The sequence below is a fragment of the Mycobacterium sp. DHQP2018-32-09 genome, from assembly GCF_058148405.1.
Genome location: NZ_JBYVYK010000050.1, coordinates 1 through 17,739, shown reverse-complemented (window position 1 = coordinate 17,739; position 17,739 = coordinate 1). Strand labels below are relative to the sequence as shown.

Annotated in this window: 15 protein-coding genes; 12 read left to right on the top strand and 3 right to left on the bottom strand. The window is 67.6% G+C overall.

The features are described 5' to 3' along the window. The first annotated feature begins 12 nt into the window (after positions 1–12). Genes AC30CM_RS21465 through AC30CM_RS21435 form a run of 7 tightly spaced genes read left to right on the top strand, consistent with a single transcriptional unit; the run spans position 13 to position 7,843 of the window. A complete protein-coding gene (locus tag AC30CM_RS21465) occupies positions 13–525 on the top strand; it encodes a MaoC/PaaZ C-terminal domain-containing protein (protein WP_490118935.1) in 513 nt (170 codons plus the stop codon). Further along, positions 522–1,313 (top strand): SDR family NAD(P)-dependent oxidoreductase, encoded by a 792-nt coding sequence (locus AC30CM_RS21460; protein WP_490118934.1) that lies wholly within the window; start codon positions 522–524, stop codon positions 1,311–1,313. Before AC30CM_RS21465 ends, AC30CM_RS21460 begins: the two co-directional genes overlap by 4 nt. Further along, a complete protein-coding gene (locus AC30CM_RS21455) occupies positions 1,310–2,908 on the top strand; it encodes an acyl CoA:acetate/3-ketoacid CoA transferase (RefSeq protein WP_490118933.1) in 1,599 nt (532 codons plus the stop codon). The genes AC30CM_RS21460 and AC30CM_RS21455 overlap by 4 nt, the downstream gene beginning before the upstream one ends. After that, positions 2,905–4,155 (top strand): CaiB/BaiF CoA transferase family protein, encoded by a 1,251-nt coding sequence (locus AC30CM_RS21450; RefSeq protein WP_490118932.1) that lies wholly within the window; start codon positions 2,905–2,907, stop codon positions 4,153–4,155. Before AC30CM_RS21455 ends, AC30CM_RS21450 begins: the two co-directional genes overlap by 4 nt. A gap of 37 nt (positions 4,156–4,192) precedes the next feature. Next, complete coding sequence (locus AC30CM_RS21445) at positions 4,193–5,368, top strand: DUF993 family protein (RefSeq protein ID WP_490118931.1); 1,176 nt, start codon at positions 4,193–4,195, stop codon at positions 5,366–5,368. A 28-nt stretch (positions 5,369–5,396) separates the two neighbouring features. Further along, positions 5,397–6,704, top strand: a complete 1,308-nt coding sequence (locus AC30CM_RS21440) for an MFS transporter (RefSeq protein WP_490118930.1) — start codon at positions 5,397–5,399, stop codon at positions 6,702–6,704. Positions 6,705–6,718: 14 nt separating this feature from the next. Beyond that, positions 6,719–7,843, top strand: a complete 1,125-nt coding sequence (locus AC30CM_RS21435) for a Gfo/Idh/MocA family protein (RefSeq protein WP_490118929.1) — start codon at positions 6,719–6,721, stop codon at positions 7,841–7,843. Here the strand turns inward: AC30CM_RS21435 and AC30CM_RS21430 are convergent. Next, entirely contained in the window at positions 7,834–8,544 is a 711-nt protein-coding gene (locus AC30CM_RS21430) for a GntR family transcriptional regulator (RefSeq protein WP_490118928.1), read from the bottom strand. The two genes, AC30CM_RS21435 and AC30CM_RS21430, sit on opposite strands and share 10 nt — an antisense overlap. Positions 8,545–8,735: 191 nt before the next feature. Here AC30CM_RS21430 and AC30CM_RS21425 point away from each other — a divergent pair, with 191 nt between their 5' ends. The 5 genes from AC30CM_RS21425 (at position 8,736) to AC30CM_RS21405 (ending at position 14,637) form a co-directional block, all read left to right on the top strand. Then, positions 8,736–9,968, top strand: a complete 1,233-nt coding sequence (locus AC30CM_RS21425) for a cytochrome P450 (RefSeq protein WP_490118927.1) — start codon at positions 8,736–8,738, stop codon at positions 9,966–9,968. Then, positions 9,968–10,564 (top strand): TetR/AcrR family transcriptional regulator, encoded by a 597-nt coding sequence (locus AC30CM_RS21420; protein ID WP_490118926.1) that lies wholly within the window; start codon positions 9,968–9,970, stop codon positions 10,562–10,564. The genes AC30CM_RS21425 and AC30CM_RS21420 overlap by 1 nt, the downstream gene beginning before the upstream one ends. A gap of 202 nt (positions 10,565–10,766) precedes the next feature. Continuing rightward, on the top strand, positions 10,767–11,267 hold the full coding sequence (locus AC30CM_RS21415) for a MarR family winged helix-turn-helix transcriptional regulator (protein ID WP_490118925.1): 501 nt from the start codon (positions 10,767–10,769) through the stop codon (positions 11,265–11,267). Beyond that, on the top strand, positions 11,264–11,719 hold the full coding sequence (locus tag AC30CM_RS21410) for an MmpS family transport accessory protein (RefSeq protein WP_490118924.1): 456 nt from the start codon (positions 11,264–11,266) through the stop codon (positions 11,717–11,719). The genes AC30CM_RS21415 and AC30CM_RS21410 overlap by 4 nt, the downstream gene beginning before the upstream one ends. Further along, positions 11,716–14,637 (top strand): MMPL/RND family transporter, encoded by a 2,922-nt coding sequence (locus AC30CM_RS21405; protein WP_490118923.1) that lies wholly within the window; start codon positions 11,716–11,718, stop codon positions 14,635–14,637. The genes AC30CM_RS21410 and AC30CM_RS21405 overlap by 4 nt, the downstream gene beginning before the upstream one ends. A gap of 34 nt (positions 14,638–14,671) precedes the next feature. Here the strand turns inward: AC30CM_RS21405 and AC30CM_RS21400 are convergent, their stop codons facing one another. Continuing rightward, entirely contained in the window at positions 14,672–15,802 is a 1,131-nt protein-coding gene (locus tag AC30CM_RS21400) for an acyltransferase family protein (protein ID WP_490118922.1), read from the bottom strand. After that, positions 15,799–17,487, bottom strand: coding sequence for a DEAD/DEAH box helicase (locus AC30CM_RS21395; protein ID WP_490118921.1), 1,689 nt, complete (start codon positions 17,485–17,487; stop codon positions 15,799–15,801). The genes AC30CM_RS21400 and AC30CM_RS21395 overlap by 4 nt, the downstream gene beginning before the upstream one ends. Positions 17,488–17,739 lie beyond the last annotated feature (252 nt).

Sequence of the window (17,739 nt, the reverse complement as noted above, 5' to 3'; positions counted from 1 at the left end):
GGAGCCACGACCATGAGCAACATGCAGGGCTATGTGTACGACGACCTCTACGTCGGTATGGAATTCAGGTCGCCCGGTCGCACCGTCACCGACGCCGACCTGGTGGGCTTCGCCGGCTTGACCGGCGACTACTCCGAGTTGCACACCTCCGACGTGTACGCGGAGGCAAGCCAATTCGGTCGACGCGTCGCCCACGGCATGCTGGGCCTGGCCTACGCGCACGGCCTGATGTGGCCCCGTACGGGTGAATTGCGCCAAACCGCCGTCGCATTCCTCGGCATCAGCGACTGGCGATTCCGCGGCCCGCTCTACGTGGGCGACACCATGTTCGTCAACTACACGATTGCCGAGTTGCGGAACAGCGCCTCGAAACCGGACCAGGCGGTCGCGACATTCGACGTCGAGATCGTGAACCAGCGCGGCGAGACCGTGCAGCAAGGCCAGAAGGTTCTGCTGTGCTCGAAGGTGCCGCTGGCCGCCGTCACCGCCTCCGGTCCGCACGCCGCGCAGAGGAACGCCGAGTGAGCGGCCGGTTGCAGGGGCGCACCGCCATCGTGACGGGCGCGGCCCAGGGCATCGGCGCCGGGGTCGCCGAGCGCCTCGTCGCCGAGGGCGCCAACGTGCTTCTGGCCGACCGCGATCTGGACGGCGCGGAGTCGACCGCTGCGCGTCTTGGCGTGGCCGCGTCCGCCGTTCACCTGGACGTCGCCGAACGCGCCGGCGTCGACGCGCTTCCGGAAGCGACGCGAGCCGCGTTCGGCACCGCCATCGATCTACTGGTGTGCAACGCCGGCATCCAGACCTGGACACATGCGGTCGACGTGACCGCCGACGAATGGGACGCCGTCCTCGACGTCAACGCCCGTGGCGTCCTCTACTGCCTGCAAATGGCCTCCCGCGCCATGTCTCCGGCCGCTCCCGGCTCGGCCGACGCCCCCGCCATCGTGGCGATGGCGTCCATCCAGGGGCGGCTGGCCGGACCGTTCTACCCCCACTACTCCGCATCCAAGGCGGCGGTGCTGAGCCTGGTGAAGTCCTTCGCCGTGGCGCTCGCGCCCCAGGGCATCCGCGTCAACGCCGTCGCCCCAGGAATCGTCGACACCGCGCTGTGGGATCGCGCCGACACAGCGCTGTCCGCGCTCCGCGGGCAAGACCCCGGTGAGGCACGCGCGGCGCGCGTCGCCGCGGTGCCGCTCCGGCGTGCCGGCACCCCGGCCGACATGGCGGCCGCGACGGCCTTCCTGCTTTCTCCCGACGCCTCCTACATCACCGGAGAGTGTCTTCACGTGTGCGGTGGAGACGTGATGCCATGAGCAAGCTGCTGGATCTGCGCTCCGCCGCCGCGCTGGTACCGTCCGGATCCACTGTCGCCGTGGGCGGCAGCGGTTCCCTGCTCCAGGTGCCCGAGTCCTTGCTCGGCGCGCTCGGTCGCCGTTTCGAGGCGACGCAGGCCCCCACCGACCTGACGGTGGTCCACGTCATGGGGCTGGGAAACCACGAAGGCCGCGGGACGGACCACCTCGCGCATCCCGGTCTCGTCCGCCGCTTCATCGGCTCGCACTTCGTGCTCAGTCCGCGTCAGCAGCAGATGATCGCCACCGGCGAGGTCGAGGCGTTCGCGTTGCCAGCCGGCACCATTTCGCTGACCTATCGTGAAATCGCCGCGCGCAGACCAGGTCTGCTCACCGACATCGGCCTGTGGACCCACACCGACCCCCGGGTCGGCGGAGGCCGGCTCAACCAGGCCACCACGGGTAGCCTCAGCGAGATCGTCGAACTCGGCGGCAAGGAGTGGTTGTACTACCCGACCTTCGACATCGACGTGGCGCTGCTGCGCGCGTCGGTGGCCGACGAGACGGGAAACCTGAGCATGGCGGACGAAGCGGCCTTCAGCGACAACCTCGCCATCGCGCAGGCCGTGCACGACTCCGGCGGGATCGTGATCGCCGAGGTCAAGCGAGTGGTGCCGAGCCACGCCATCCCCGGTGCGCAGGTCCGTGTCCCCGGTGCGCTGGTCGACCACGTGGTGCTCACCGACTACCCGATGCAGACCCCGATCACCGAGTTCGACCCCTCCCGCACCGGGATGCTGCCACCCCGCGACGGCGTCATCGCACCGATGAACCTCGACCACCGCAAGGTGGTGGCCCGTCGCGCGGCAGCCGAGCTCGAAACCGGCGCCCTCGTCAATCTCGGTGTCGGCATGGCGAACGGCATCTCCCATGTCATCCACGAGGAGGGATTGATCGACCAGGTGACGTTCACCGTCGAACAGGGCATCTACGGCGGGGTCCCCGGCATCGGACTGGACTCCGGCACCGCCGTCGATCCCACCGCCATCATCGACATGTGCAGTCAATTCGACCTGTACGACGGTGGCGGACTGGACTTCGCGGGGCTCGCCTTCGCCCAGATCGACCGCCACGGCAACGTCAACGTCACCAAGGCCGGTGACACCGTGATCGGGCCAGGTGGTTTCGTCGACATCTCCCAGCGCACGGGCACCGTCGTGTTCTGCGGCACCGTCACCGGCGGCGGCCTCCGCACCGAGATCAGCAACGGCGTGATGAGAATCGTGGAAGAGGGGCGCTACCGCAAGTTCGTCGTCGACGTCGACGTGATCACGTTCTCCGCTGCGCGGGCCCTGCGCGACGGTCAGCGCGTGCTCTACGTCACCGAACGTGCGGTCTTCGAACTGCGCGGCGCGGGGCTCACTCTCATCGAATTGGCGCCAGGTCTCGATCTCGAACGGGACCTGCTCTCGGTCATGCCGTTCACTCCGCACATCGCTGCCGAGTTCACGCAGATGAACGCCCGCCTGTTCCTCGAAGCCCCAATGGAATTGACTCTGCGACCTCGACGGACACGGTCGCGAGACGCCCAGCGTGAAAGGCTCACCACGACATGACAGACGCCTTCGAGGGCGTACGCATCCTCGACTTCACACAACTGGAACAAGGCCCCAGCGCCACGCAGGTGCTCGCGGACTTCGGCGCCGACGTGATCAAGGTCGAGCGCATCGGAGCGGGTGAGATCGGTCGCCGCCAGTTCCCGACCATCAACGGCTACTCACCCCATTGGGCGGCGACCAACCGCAACAAGCGCTCCATCTCCGTCGATCTCAAGAACCCCGAAGGGCGGGCGCTGATCCTCGATCTGGCCAGAGGAGCGGACATCGTGGCCAGCAACTTTCGCCCCGGCGTCATGGACCGGCTCGGTCTGGGCTGGGCGGACCTCTCCGCAGTCAACCCCCGCATCATCGTCGGTTATGCGTCCGGGTACGGCCAGACCGGTCCCTACGCGCAGCGCCGCGGGCAGGATTTGGCCGCCCAGGCCATGTCCGGCCTGATGGCGCTGTCCGGCGCGCAGGACGGGCCGCCGACGCCGACGGGCACGTTCATGATCGACTACCTCGCTTCCATGCAATTCGCCCAAGGATTGATGATCGCCCTGGCGGCGAGAGAACGCACCGGGCGAGGGCAGGTCGTCGACTCCTGTCTCGTCAACGCGGCGGTGGCGAGTCACCTGCAAGAGGGCACGACCTATCTGACCCTGGGGCAGGAATATCCGCGTCCTGCAGCGGGTATCGCCCATTCCCACAACACCGCCCTGTACGGCACCTACCAGTGCGGCGACGGCAATTGGTACGTCCTGATCGGCGAGTTCTACATCCCCCGCCCCTGGCAGCAATGCGCTACCGCGCTGGGCCTACCCGACGACGTCGTGCACGATCCCCGCTTCCAGGACAACGAGGGCCTGCTGGCGCACCCGGAGGAGACCACGCGACTGATCCGCGAGGCGAGCCTGCGCTTCGATCGCGAGGAACTCGTGGAGCGCTACGCGCAGCAGGATGTCCTCGCGGCTCCGGTGAACGACTACGCCGACGTCTTCTCCGACCCGCAGATCCTGCACAACGAGATGGTGCTGGAGGCCGAGATACCCGGCGTGGGGGCAGTCAAATTCGTGGGTATGCCCGTCAAGCTCTCGGACACCCCCGGGCGGGTTCGGATGCTGCCGCCGAGCCTCGGCGAACACAACGACGACGTACTCGCGGAAGCCGGATTCGGTCCTCAACAGGTCGCTGCATGGAAGGCCGCCCGAATCATCGGCACCGAGCGCGACGACGAGAAGGACGGCGCCCCCACGCACTGGTGACCAATGCCCGAGCCCGACACCTCAAGGAGTACCCATCGTGACGACACCGACCTCGACCACGATCCGCCTGCCCCGCGCCGACGGCGGCATTGCGGACTACACCATGCACGAACCGGCGAGTTTCGAGAAGCATCCGGACCAATTCACCTCGCGCAAGGTGTATGCCGCGGCCCACGTGGTGGCCGACGTCCGCGGCGACTACCAGCCTGGCGTGCGGGCGCCCGTCGACTGGGAGGCCACCATCCGGTTTCGCGAGCACCTCTTCTCCTACGGCATCGGTATCGCCGAGGCCATGGACACCTCCGAGCGCGGCCCGGAAGGCCTCGACTGGAACCAGGCCAAGACCCTGATCCGTTACGGCAACGAGGCCGCCGACAAGGCCGGTGCGGCCATCGTCTCAGGAGCGGGCACCGATCAGCTCGAATCGGCGAATCCCACACTGGCACAGGTCATCGACGCCTACGCCGAACAGATCGAGTACGTCGAGAGCTGCGGCAGCGCCGCCGTCATCCGCGCCTCGCACGCCCTCGTCGCGGCCGCGGCCTCAGAAGACGACTACCTGCACGTCTATCGTGAGGCCCTTGCGAAGGCCACCAAACCCGTCGTCGTGCACTGGCTGGGCACGGTTTTCGATCCAAGTCTGCGCGGCTACTGGGGTCACACGGACCTGCGCGAAGCCATGCGCGTCGTGCTGACCATGGCCACCGAGAACCGCGAGAAGATCCAGGGCATCAAGTTCAGCCTGCTGGACGCGGAATTCGAGAGGGAGTTCCGCGAATTGGTTCCCGACGGCATCAACGTCTACACCGGCGACGACTACGGGTACACCGACCTGCTGCTCGGCGACGACAAGAGTCACTCGCACGGCCTGCTCGGCGTCCTCGATCCGATCGCACCGGTCGCCTCACAGGCATTCGCGGCGCTGGACCGTGGCGACAGGGACGTCTTCCGCACCGTCATGGATTCCACGATTCCCTTCGCCGTGAAGATGTTCGAACCACCCGCGGCGCGCTACAAGACCGGCACCGTCTTCATCGCGTGGTTGTCCGATTTTCAAAGCCATTACCGCCAGGTCACCGGGCGCGAGGGACAGCGCTCCGTGCAGCACCTGACCGACTTGTTCATCGGGGCGGACCGACTGGGCCTGCTACCGAACCCCGACCTCGCCGCACACCGGATGCGGCTCTTGCTGGCCGCGGCCGGTGTGGAGTGAAACCGACCACCCTCGAAAGGACTGAGCAATGACGCTCAACCCCGAAGCCGTCGAGCAGGCTGCGACACCTGCCCCCTTGGACGAGCGATCCGTGAAGCGCATCGCGCTGGCCGGCGGAGTCGGAACACTCATCGAGTACTACGACTACGCCCTCTACGGTTATGCCACCACGGTGATCGCGCCGTTGTTCTTCCCGAGCAGCGACCCCGTCGCCTCCCTCCTGTCCGCCCTGGCGGTATTCGCCCTGTCCTATGTCGTACGTCCCGTCGGTGGTGTCGTCTTCGGTGCCGTCGGTGACCGCCTTGGCCGCAGGCGGGCCCTGCTCATCACCATCCTCGGGGTCGGCATTGCGACGTCTCTGGTCGGCGTGTTGCCGACATACGCCACGATCGGGATATGGGCTCCGGCACTGCTGTTCGTCGTGCGGCTGGCGCAGGGTTTCTTCGCCGGCGGTGAGATGGGTGGCGCGGCCACGGTGATCTCCGAATACGCGCCCGCCGACAAGCGTTCGCGCTTCGGCGCCTACGTACCGATCGGCTGCAATGCCGGGTACGCCGTCGCCTCCGGCGCGATGGGTGTGGTGGCCGGTCTCATGACCGATGACAATCTGACGGCCTGGGGATGGCGTATCCCGTTCCTCGTGGGATTACCGCTCACGATCTTCTGCTATGTCATCCGCCGGAGACTGCCCGATGTCGACACCATCGCCAAGAACTCAGCCGCACACGGCTTCCCGCTGATGAGTCTCTTGCGCAAGTACCCCAAACCACTGCTCAAGGGCCTGGGTCTCGGCATCGGCATCCAGGGCGGGGCGTTCATCGGCTCCACCTTCATCGCCATCTACCTGGTCAACGATCTGGACTATCCGAAGAGTGCGGTGTATTGGATCACCTGCGGCGTGCAGCTCTTCTCGGTCGCGGTGATGCCGTTCACCGCCCGTTTGGCCGACCGGGTCGGTCTGTGGCCCATCGCGGTCATCGGCCTCGTGGGCTACGCGGTGCTGACCTACCCCGGTCTGCTGTTGATGGACCTGAACAATCTGGCCATCGCCACGCTGGGCTACATGCTGATCATCGTGAACATGTCGGTGCTGCAGGTCTCCGCCTATTCGTTGATCCCGCGACTGTTCCCCGAGGAGGTTCGGTACACCGGCTCGGCGCTGATCATCAATCTCGCGGTGGTGATCGCGGGCGGCACGGCTCCGTTCATCGCGACCCTGCTGGTGGAGGTCACCGGCGACCTGCGCAGTCCGACGTGGTTCGTGATGGCCACCAGCCTCATCGGTCTGATCGCGATGTTCACCTTGCGCAGGAGTCAGGCGGTCTCGCGCGATTGACCGGGAAGTTCGCCGTGAAACCGCTACGCGTCGGCATCGTCGGCTGCGGGGGAATCTCCCGAAATCACCTCGCGGCGTTCCGCGCCGTGCCGGACGCCGACGTCGTTGCGGTGTGCGACGTCGATCTGGCGAAGGCCCGATCGACGGCGGCCCTCGCAGAGGTCGGCTCCGCGTACGGCAGCGTCGAGGAATTGCTGGCTCACGGAGTGGACGTGGTGTCGGTGTGCACCCCTCACCCGACCCACGAGGCCGTCGTGGTGGCAGCCGCTGCGGCCGGGGCGCACGTGTTGTGTGAAAAGCCCGTTGCCACAGACCTCGCCGCCGCTGAGCGCATGGTCCAGGCCTGCGACGCGGCCGGCGTCAAGCTCGCCGTCCTGCTCCAGCGTCGCTTCTGGCCGGCAGCGCAGCGGATGCACGCAGCGCTGACCTCCGGGCAGTCGGGCGTGCCGATCCTGGGCGAATGCACCGTGCTGCTGGAACGCACGGCCGAGTACTACACGCGCGACCCATGGCGGGGCAGCTGGGCCGACGACGGCGGTGGTGTGCTGATGACACAGGCCATCCACCACGTCGACCTGTTGCAGTGGCTGATGGGCGACGTCGCGGAAGTGTACGGCCGGGTCGCCACGTTCACCCACGGGGACCACATCGAGGTCGAGGACTCTGCCGCGGCGACACTGACGTTCACGTCGGGGGCCCTGGCCACGATTCAGGCCACGACCGCCGCGAACCCGTCACTCGGCGCCCGGGTGCGGGTCACCACGTCGACCGGCACGAGCGTGCAGCTCGTGGAGTTCCCGGAGGGGACGGACGGGCGCGTCGAGTTCTGGTCCGAGGACGGGCGCATCGTGTCGGAAGAGCGGTTCCCGGCCGGCGCCGACCCGCACGTGGTGCTCAGCGATGTCAACCGACGGCTCATACCGCACCACACCACGCAGGTCGCCGATTTCGTATCGGCCATCCGCTCCGGCGCTCGACCCGCAGTCGACGGGCCGGATGCCACCCGGGCGCTGCGCATCGTGCTCGCCGTCTACGAATCGGCGCGCACCGGACTGCCCGTCCGTTTCACCGCCACACCTCGCAGCGTTGTCATCCCCGACACGGCATCGGCGACCGTTCCGGCATCGAATCACCCGTGAGGACGGCCAGTTTCGACGTCGGGCTCGTCACGCGCGCCGGGTGATCCGCCCATACTCGCGACCAGACGGTCACGGGCCGAAGCCATGTGGTCGACGAGGAATTCGCCGCACGCCGTCACGTCGCCACGGGCAATGAGGTCGACGATCGGCGCGTGCCGGTCGTAGGCCATGTTCGCGCGCGCGGAGTCCGGCCCGGCGGCGAGCATGGTGATGCGGATGAGACTGCTGATCCCCTGCCAAGACTGCAGCAGCAGTTGATTGCCGGACAGACGACATATGGCACCGTGGAATTCCAAGTCCGCACTGAGGTCCGCCGCGAGCGATTCCGTCGTGCGCAGGCGTTCCAGGCGTTCGGTCAACTCGGCGACGACGGCCGTGCGGTCGGACAGCTTGCACAGCCGCTGAACGGCCATCGATTCCAGACCGAGACGGAGTTCGAACAGGTCTCGCACTTCGTCGGCAGACACGTCACGCACCGACACCCGGCCGCGGGCGTCCTGGACGGCCAGACCTTCCTGCTGCAGTTGCCGCAACGCCTCGCGCAGCGTCGCCCGGCTCACGCCAAGGGAGCCGCTGAGGCTGATTTCCGCCAGATGGGTGCCCGCGGGGATGTCGCCGCCGAAGATCGCCTCGCGGAGCACATCGACGGTCGACTCGCGCAGCGTCGTCCTGTTCGGTTTGCCGGTGATGTTGATGGACACGATTTCTCCGTCTGGCAGGCGGTCGCGGGTGGCGAACACACTCCTAGCAGGCTAGCAAGCGCTGTCCATTGACTGATTGTCGACATGTTGACACTGCGGCGGAATCGGACGACCCATCTGCGATTGGGACACGTCTCCGACCCCTCGACACCACCCTTGACACGCACGACGCCACGTCGTACACATGAGACATGCCGGTCCGTTTGTCTCACCAGGACGCGCACTTCGCCCTGCCGACGGCCGCGACGTGGGCCGATCCCTGGCCGATGTACCGCGCGCTGCGCGATCACGACCCCGTGCACCACGTGGTGCCGCCCGAGCGACCCGAGCACGACTACTTCGTGCTGTCCCGGCACGCCGACGTCTGGGCCGCCGCGCGCGATCATCGGACCTTCTCCTCGGCGCAGGGTTTGACGGTCAACTATGGCGAACTGGACCTCATCGGACTCGCCGACAACCCCCCGCTGGTGATGCAGGATCCTCCGGCGCACACCGAGTTTCGCAAGCTGGTGGCCCGCGGGTTCACGCCCCGCCAGGTCGACACCGTCGAGCCGATGGTGCGCGCCTTCGTCGTCGAGCGCCTCGACCGGATCCTGGCCGACGGCGGCGGCGACATCGTGGCCGACCTCTTCAAGCCCTTGCCGTCGATGGTCGTCGCCCACCACCTCGGCGTCCCCGCCGCCGATCGCGACCGCTTCGACGCCTGGACCGACGCCATCGTTGCCGCCAACACCGCCGGTGGCGTCGGCGGCGCCCTCGAGGCACTCGGCAGCGGACTCGGCGAGATGATGGCCTACTTCACCGAACTCGTCGAACGGCGCCGCATCGAACCCGCCGACGACACCGTGTCCCACCTCGTCGCCGCCGGAATGGGCGCCGACGGCGACGTCTCGGGGCTGCTGGCCATCCTCGCCTTCACGTTCACGATGGTGACCGGCGGCAACGACACCACCACCGGCATGCTGGGCGGCTCCGTACAGCTGCTGCACCGACGCCCCGATCAACGGCAGAAACTCGTCGCCACGCCGTCGTTGGTCGACGAAGCCGTCGACGAACTCCTGCGCCTCACCTCGCCCGTGCAGCTCCTCGGGCGCACCGCCACCCGCGACGTCACCATCGGCGACGTCGTGATCCCCGCGGGCCGACGGGTCATGCTGCTCTACGCCTCCGGTAACCACGACGAGCGCCAATTCGGCCCCACTGCAGGCGAACTCGACGTCACCCGGGCCCCGCGCAACATCCTGACCTTCGGCCACGGCGCGCACCACTGCCTGGGTGCGGCCGCCGCGCGCATGCAATCGCGCGTCGCACTGTCCGAACTCATGGCCCGCATCCCGCGGTTCGAGATCGACGAGGACCGCGTCGTCTGGGCCGACGGCGGTTACGTGCGCCGTCCCCTGTCGATCCCCGTGCAGGTGACCTAGTGGCCGACTGGCTTTCGCAGGCGCGCGGCGAGGTGGCGACCGATCGCATCCTCGACGCCGCCCACGATCTGTTCACGCGACGGGACGCCGCCACCGTCGGCATGCACGACGTCGCGCGCGCAGCAGGATGCTCACGCGCCACCCTGTACCGCTACTTCGAGAGCCGCGACGCGCTGCAGACCGCCTACGTGCATCGAGAGGCGCACCGCGCGTTCGCCGACCTCGGCGAACGGCTGGACCCCGACGCCCCTTCGACCCGACGCCTCGTCGACGGCGTCGTCGAGGCGCTGCGGCTGGTTCGCGAGAACCCGGCTCTGGCATCGTGGTTCGCGCCGCAGCAGCGCCCCATCGGAGGCGAGATGGCCGAACGCTCCGAGGTGATCCGGGTGATGGCCGAGGCCTACGTGACCACGCTCGGATACGCCGACGCCGCCCGTCGGGCGCGGTGGCTGGTCCGCGTCATCGTCTCGCTGCTGACCTTCCCCGGCGAGGACGAGGCCGACGAACGCGCGCTGCTCGAGGACTTCGTGCTGCCGGCGTTCCCCGACGACGAGTCCACCGGCCGCCGCGGCACGGCCACGAGGTCATCTACATAGCTCTGGCTATGTAGATGGGCCCCGACCACACCCTTCGACGAGAGATCCATCCACAGCCGACGTACAGCATTCTTCCAGAGTGCTTGCAGGAAGCCGTCGAACAGCCGAGGGTCTCACCGGACCACCCGCCCGCCCGGACGTCGCAATGGAGATTAGCCCGCCTAATCTGGCACGTACATAGTGTGCGTGATATACGTACGTGGTGCCGAATCACGGGAACGAGCGGACGACCGAGTCGATCGGGACGTTCATCGACACCGCCGCCGACCTCTTGGTGCGCTGCCTCAGCGACCGCGCCGACATGTCGGCCCCGGCGGCCTTCGTGCTGAACCGGATCGAGCGGCAAGGACCCATACGGGTGACCACGCTGGCGGCCACCGAAGGCGTCAGCCAACCGTCGATGACCCAGCTCGTCCAACGACTGGAGCGCCGGGGCCTGGTCGAGAAGGTCGCCGACCCCCATGACGGACGTGTCGCCCTGATCGGGATCGCCGACGGCGGACGCAAACTCCTGGCGGACCGCCTCGACGCGCGGCGCGCACGGTTGGCGCAGATCCTGTCCACGCTCAGCCCCGACGAACGTGATGCGCTGGCGCTCTCGGCACGCGTGGGTTCGCCGGTGCTGCAACGTCTGGCCGCCAGTTCCGACGGCCACACCGACGCTGCCGACGGGCAGCCCGACGACGAACGAGGACACGCATGAGCCTGGTCGGGCGCGCCACGACGGCGCTGGGACACGGCCTGAAGAAGGTCTGGATGCCGCTGGTGCTGGTGGTGGTGCTCGCCGTCGCGGGACTCGTGGTGTCGCGGCTGCACTCCCAGTTCGCATCGAAGGACCTCAACGCCAACGCAGGAGCGGGGATCGAGATCGTGCAATTCAATCCGAAGGTGATGGTGTACGACGTGTGGGGCTCCCCCGGCGCGACCGCCGAGATCAGCTACTTCGACCCCGATGCCAACGTGCACACCGTCAGCGCCACACTGCCGTGGACCGTCACGCTGTCCACGACGCTACCTACGGTGAGCGCCAACATCATGGTGCAGGCCGACGCCGGCCAGGTGGGCTGCCGCGTGACCGTCGACGGTACCGTCCGTGACGAACGGCAAGCCGACGGCGAACACGCGCAGACCTACTGCCTGGTGAAGTCCGCATGAGCACGCACGGTCGCCGGTTCGCACACCGGCCGGACGCACACACCACGCCGCACCCGGTGGCACACGCATTGCGACTGTTGGCCATCCCCGTCGTCATCGCCTGGGTGGCGATCGCGGTGGTGGTGAACGTCATCGCACCGCAGCTCGAGATCGTGGGCGAGGAACACTCCGCGCCCATGACGCCCGACGACGCTCCGTCGGTGCTCGCCATGAAGCAGATGGGCGCGAACTTCGGCGAATTCGACTCCAACAGCACCGTCATGGTGATCGTCGAGGGTGACCAACCGCTGGGCCCCGACGCCCACCGGTACTACGACGACATCATCAAGAAGCTGCGCGACGACCCAGCACACATCCAGCACATCCAGGACTTCTGGGGTGACACCCTCACCGCGGCAGGCGCGCAGAGTGCGGACGGCAAGGCGGCCTACGTCATGCTCAACCTGGCCGGTGAGCAGGGCCAGACGCAGGCCAACGAAGGCGTCGAGAAGGTGCGCGAGGTCATCGCGGACACCCCGGCACCGCCGGGCGTGCAAGCCTACGTCGCCGGACCGGCGGCGCTCACCGACGACATGCACGTCATCGGCAACGCCAGCCTGGGCGAGATCACGCTCTACACGCTGATCGCCATCGCGTTCATGCTGCTCGTGGTCTACCGCTCGATCGTCACCACGCTGATCCAGCTGTTCCTCACCGCCATCGGCCTGCTCACCTCGCGCGGCGTCATCTCCGTCCTCGCCGAACACGGCGCCTTCGGACTCACCACGTTCGCAGGCAACATCCTCACCATGTTGGCGATCGCCGCGGCCACCGACTACGGCATCTTCCTGTTCGGCCGCTACCGCGAGGCCCGCAGCGCCGGGGAGGACCGAGAAGCCGCCTACCACACCACGTTCCGCGGCGTCATCCCGGTGATCATCGGATCGGGCCTGACGATCGCGGGTGCGACCTACTGCCTGTCCTTCTGCAGGCTGCCGTACTTCTCCACGATGGGTGAACCCGTCGCGATCGGCATGGTGGTCGTGGTGGCCTCGGCGGTCACCCTGGGACCTTCGGTGCTGTTCCTGGGCAGCAAGATCGGGCTGTTCGAGGCCAAGCGCGCCGCACGCGGCAGGTTCTGGCGCAAGGTCGGCACCGCGGTGGTGCGCTGGCCCGGCCCCATCCTGGTCGGCAGCTCCGTGGTCGTGCTCATCGGGCTCGTCGCGATCCCCGGCTACACCCCGGCCTACAACGATCGCTACTACCTGCCCGCCGACGCGCCGACGAACATCGGGTACGCCGCCGCGGACCGGCACTTCAGCCAGGCCCGGATGAACCCCGACATCATCATGGTCGAGGCCGATCACGACATGCGGAACTCCGCAGACATGTTGGTGCTGAACTCGATCGGCCGCAACGTCATGCACAGCCAGGGCATCGCGATGGTGCAGAGCATCACCCGCCCGCTGGGCATCCCCATCCAGCACAGCTCCATCCCGTTCCAGACCAGCATCAACGGACAGGTGCAGAATCAGAACCTGCCCTTCCAGCAGATCCAGTTGGACAACATGAAGAAGATGGCCGACGCCACCCAGGCGAGCATCGACATCATGGAGAAGCAATACCAGCTGTCACTGAAACAGACTCAGCTGACGCAGGATTCGGCGGCGAAGTCGCAGGATCTGCTCAAGATCACCGAACAGGTGCGCGACAACCTCGCCAACTTCGACGACCAGTTCCGGCCGCTGCGCGCGTACTTCTACTGGGAGCCGCACTGCTTCGACATCCCGCTGTGCGCGTCGATGCGATCGCTGTTCGACTCCCTCGACGGCATCAGCCAGTTGACCGACGCCCAGGGCGCCGTGCAGGGCAACACCGATCAACTCGCCGCGCTGGCACCGCAGTTGACGGCCCTGCTGCCGCAGACCATCGCGACCATGAAGCAGACGCTCGCGCTGTCCCTGCAGGCCTACGACTCCCAGAAGGCGACCATCGCCCAGATGGCCGCGCTCAACGACACCGCGCTGGCGATGGGCTCGGCGTTCGACACCGCGAAGAACGACGACCTGTTCTTCCTGCCGCCCGAGGCGTTCAGCAACCCCGACTTCCAACGCGGCGTCAAGATGTTCCTGTCACCCGACGGCAAGAGTGCGCGGCTGTTCGTCACCCACCAGTCGGATCCGGCCACGGTGGAGGGCATCTCGCGCGTCGACGCCGAACGCGAGGCAGCCCAGGACGCCATCAAGATGACCTCGCTATCCAACGCCAAGATCCTCGTCGGCGGCACAGCCGCCACCTACAAGGACATGGCCGACGGCGCGAAGTACGACCTGATGATCGCCGTCGTGTCCGCACTGACCCTGATCTTCATGATCATGCTGATCCTCACCCGCAGCGTCGTCGCCGCCGCCACCATCGTCGGCACGGCAGCCAGTTCCATCGCCGCATCGTTCGGCATCTCGGTGCTCATCTGGCAGGACCTCTTCGGCATCCACATCCACTGGCTGGTGATGCTGATGTCGGTCATCATCCTGCTGGCCGTCGGCGCGGACTACAACCTGCTGCTGGTACACCGGTTCCGCGAGGAGATCCACGCCGGCCTCAAGACCGGCATCATCCGGTCGATGGCCGGGACCGGCGGCGTCGTCACCTCTGCCGGCCTGGTGTTCGCCGCCACCATGGCGGCCATGCTGGGCAGCGACCTCGTGGTGCTCGCACAGATGGGGTCGACCATCGCCATCGGCCTGCTGGTCGACACACTGGTGGTGCGCTCGTTCCTGATGCCGTCGATCGCGACCCTGCTGGGCCGGTGGTTCTGGTGGCCACAGGTGGTCTACCCCCGCGGCGACCACCACTTCCTGCCGCCGACGCCGCCGTCCCGCAAGGCGGAGCCGCCGAGCGACGACACCGACACCGCGGCCATCCCGGTCGGGGGCTGACACCGGGCCGGGCTGCGACGCGATCGCAGCCCGGTCAGGACCGCACCCGGGTGACGCGGTGCAACACCCACGCCACCGGCACCGAGACGACCATGGTCCAGAAGAACAACCACCACATGGAACCGGTGTAGACCGGGGAACGCAGGATCTCCACCATCACCACCTCCATCAAGACGAGGTGGACGAGGAAGATCTCGTATGAGATCTCGCCGAGGAACACCATGGGGCGGCTCGCCATGCACCGCGAGTACCAACCGCCGCCGCCCAGGGCCAGCGGCGCCACCACCAACGTCGAGATCACCGCATAGAACGCGGTCTTGGCCACGCTCTCGTAGAGTTCGGCGGGCGACGTCGTCGGCGCCCCCGCGATGGGGGTCGAGGCGATGAAGTAGCAGATCACCGCCAGCGGCAGGCACACCGCGGCGTACCAGCGCACGTGCATCTCGCGCAGCACCGCCACCATCATCCCGCCGACGAACCACGCCAGATACGTCGGCAGCCACAGCCTCGCACCGTCGGGCAGGAAGTCGGTGGTGTGCACCACCGTCAGCCACGCCGGTGAGATCAGCGCCAGCGCGGCCAGCCCCGCCAGCAGCAGACCGGGACGCCACCGCCGCCGACAGAGCACCACCAGCAACAGGTAGGCCAGCAGCGGCAGCGCGACGTAGAACGCGACCTCGACGGCCAGGCTCCACATCTGCGTCAAACCCTGATGCAGGTAGGAGAACAGGTAGTCGTCGGTGTAGATCTGCGTCAGCGTGAGGTTGCGGAACAGGCCTTCCCAGGTGTGCCCGGGGTTGGGCCCGGCCGTGCGGAAGTGGTAGACCGCGTAGGCCGCGAGCACCGTCACCACGTAGGCCGGCATGATGCGCCGCACGCGGTGCCACGCATACCGTCGCACGGAGGGGCCGTCGGTACCGCGCGCGGCGGCCCGCACCCACGGGCTGAACAACAGGAACCCCGACAGCACGAAGAAGATGGGCACGCCCATCTCCATGCGCGAATAGATCAACCCGGCATAACCCTGGGTGTACTTGCCCGTCGTGTAGGCGGCGTGCGTCAGCACCACCAGGATGGCGGCGACGGCCCGGATGCCGGTGAGCGAGTCGACACGCCCGGGACCGACGGACTCCAGCCCGCCGACCTCGGCCCGCTGCGACGTCACTTGGGCTTGTGGCTGCGATCTCGCTTGGGTCCGCGATCCAGCGCCAGGTTGATCGGCACACCCTGAATCTTGGTGTGCTCGAGCTTCTTCCAGGTGTCCTTCGACAGCTTTGCCGGCAGTTCCACCAGCGAGTAGTCGAGACGGATGGAGATGTGCCCGAAGTCACTGCGATGCAGGCCACCCTCGTTGGCGATGGCACCCACGATGGCACCGGGCACCACCTTGTGACGCTTGCCCACCGACAGCCGATAGGTCGCCAGATCCTCGCGGGTGTCGCGGCGCTTGCGGGGCGGGCCGTCACCATCGCGGCCGGCCCGGTCGGGGCGCTCCCGGCGCTTCTCCGGCGGCGGCTCCGTCATGAGGAACTCCGCACCGTCGCGGCTCTGTGCCGCCAACGCCGCGGCGATGTCGGCCATCGGCACGTCGTGATCGCGCTCGTAGCCCTCGATGAGCTTGCGGAACAGCTCGAACCCCGGCGCGCTGAGCGCGTTGGTGATCGAGTCGCGGAACTTCTGCACGCGCTGAGCGTTGACGTCGTCGACCGACGGCAGCTCGGACTCGATCAACTTCTTGCGGGTGACGCGCTCGATCGAGTTCAGCAGATGCCGCTCGCGCGGCGTCACGAACAGCAGCGCGGTACCCGAACGGCCCGCGCGGCCGGTGCGGCCGATCCGGTGCACGTACGACTCGGGATCGTGCGGGATGTCGTAGTTGAGGACGTGTGAGATGCGCTCGACGTCCAGACCCCGCGCCGCCACGTCGGTGGCGATCAGGATGTCGATGGAGCCGTCCTTGAGCGCGGCAATGGTGCGCTCCCGCACCGCCTGCGGGATGTCACCGTTGATCGCCGCGGCCGAGAACCCTCGGGCCCGCAGCTTCTCGGCGACCTCCTCGGTGGCCTGCTTGGTGCGGACGAACACGATCATGGCCTCGAACGGCTCGACCTCGAGCAGCCGCGTCAGCGCGTCCATCTTCCGCGGCCCGGCCACCTGGATGTAGCGCTGCGTGATGTTCTCGGCGGTCTGCGACGTGGACTTGACCGTCACCTCCACCGGGTCGTGCAGGTACTTCGAGGTGATCTTCTTGATCGCCGGCGGCATGGTCGCCGAGAACAGCGCCACCTGCTTGTACTCGGGGGTGTCCGCCAGGATGCGCTCGACGTCCTCGGCGAACCCCATCTGCAGCATCTCGTCGGCCTCGTCGAGCACCATGTAATCCAGGTGCGAGAGGTCCAGGCTGCCCTTCTCCAGATGGTCGATCACGCGGCCCGGCGTCCCCACGACCACCTGCGCACCCCGCTTCAGACCGGCCAGCTGCGGCACGTACGACGACCCGCCGTAGACCGCCAGCACGTTGACCTTCAGGTGCGCGCCGTAGCGCCCGAAAGCCTCGGCGACCTGCAGTGCGAGTTCCCGCGTCGGCGCCAGCACCAAGGCCTGCGTGTGACGGCTCGCCGTGTCGATCTTCGACAGGATGGGGATCGCGAACGCGGCGGTCTTGCCGGTTCCCGTCTGCGCGAGACCGACGACGTCGGATCCCGCGAGCATGGCCGGAATGGTGGCCGCCTGGATGGGCGACGGCGACTCGTAACCGACGTCGTCGACCGCCCGCAGTACCTCGGGGTGAATCTGCAGGTCGGCGAACGTGGTGTCGGAGCCGGGGGCGTCCGAATCGGGCGACGTCATCGACATGGCAGTCTACGTGCTCGCGCGCGCTTTCCTCTCCACGCAGTCTCGGGTGGCAGTCTCGGGCGCCCGCGATCCGCGGGTACCGTGCCTGGATGTGAAGCGGATCGCGATGGTGTCGGTGGTGTTCGCCTCATCCGTCGGGGTGGCCCTCGGGCTCGCCGCCTGCGGGTCCGGCGACTCGACGGTGTCCAAGACGCCCGAGGGCAGCGCACCCCCGACGGCCGGCAGCCCCGTCGTCGCCCCACCCCC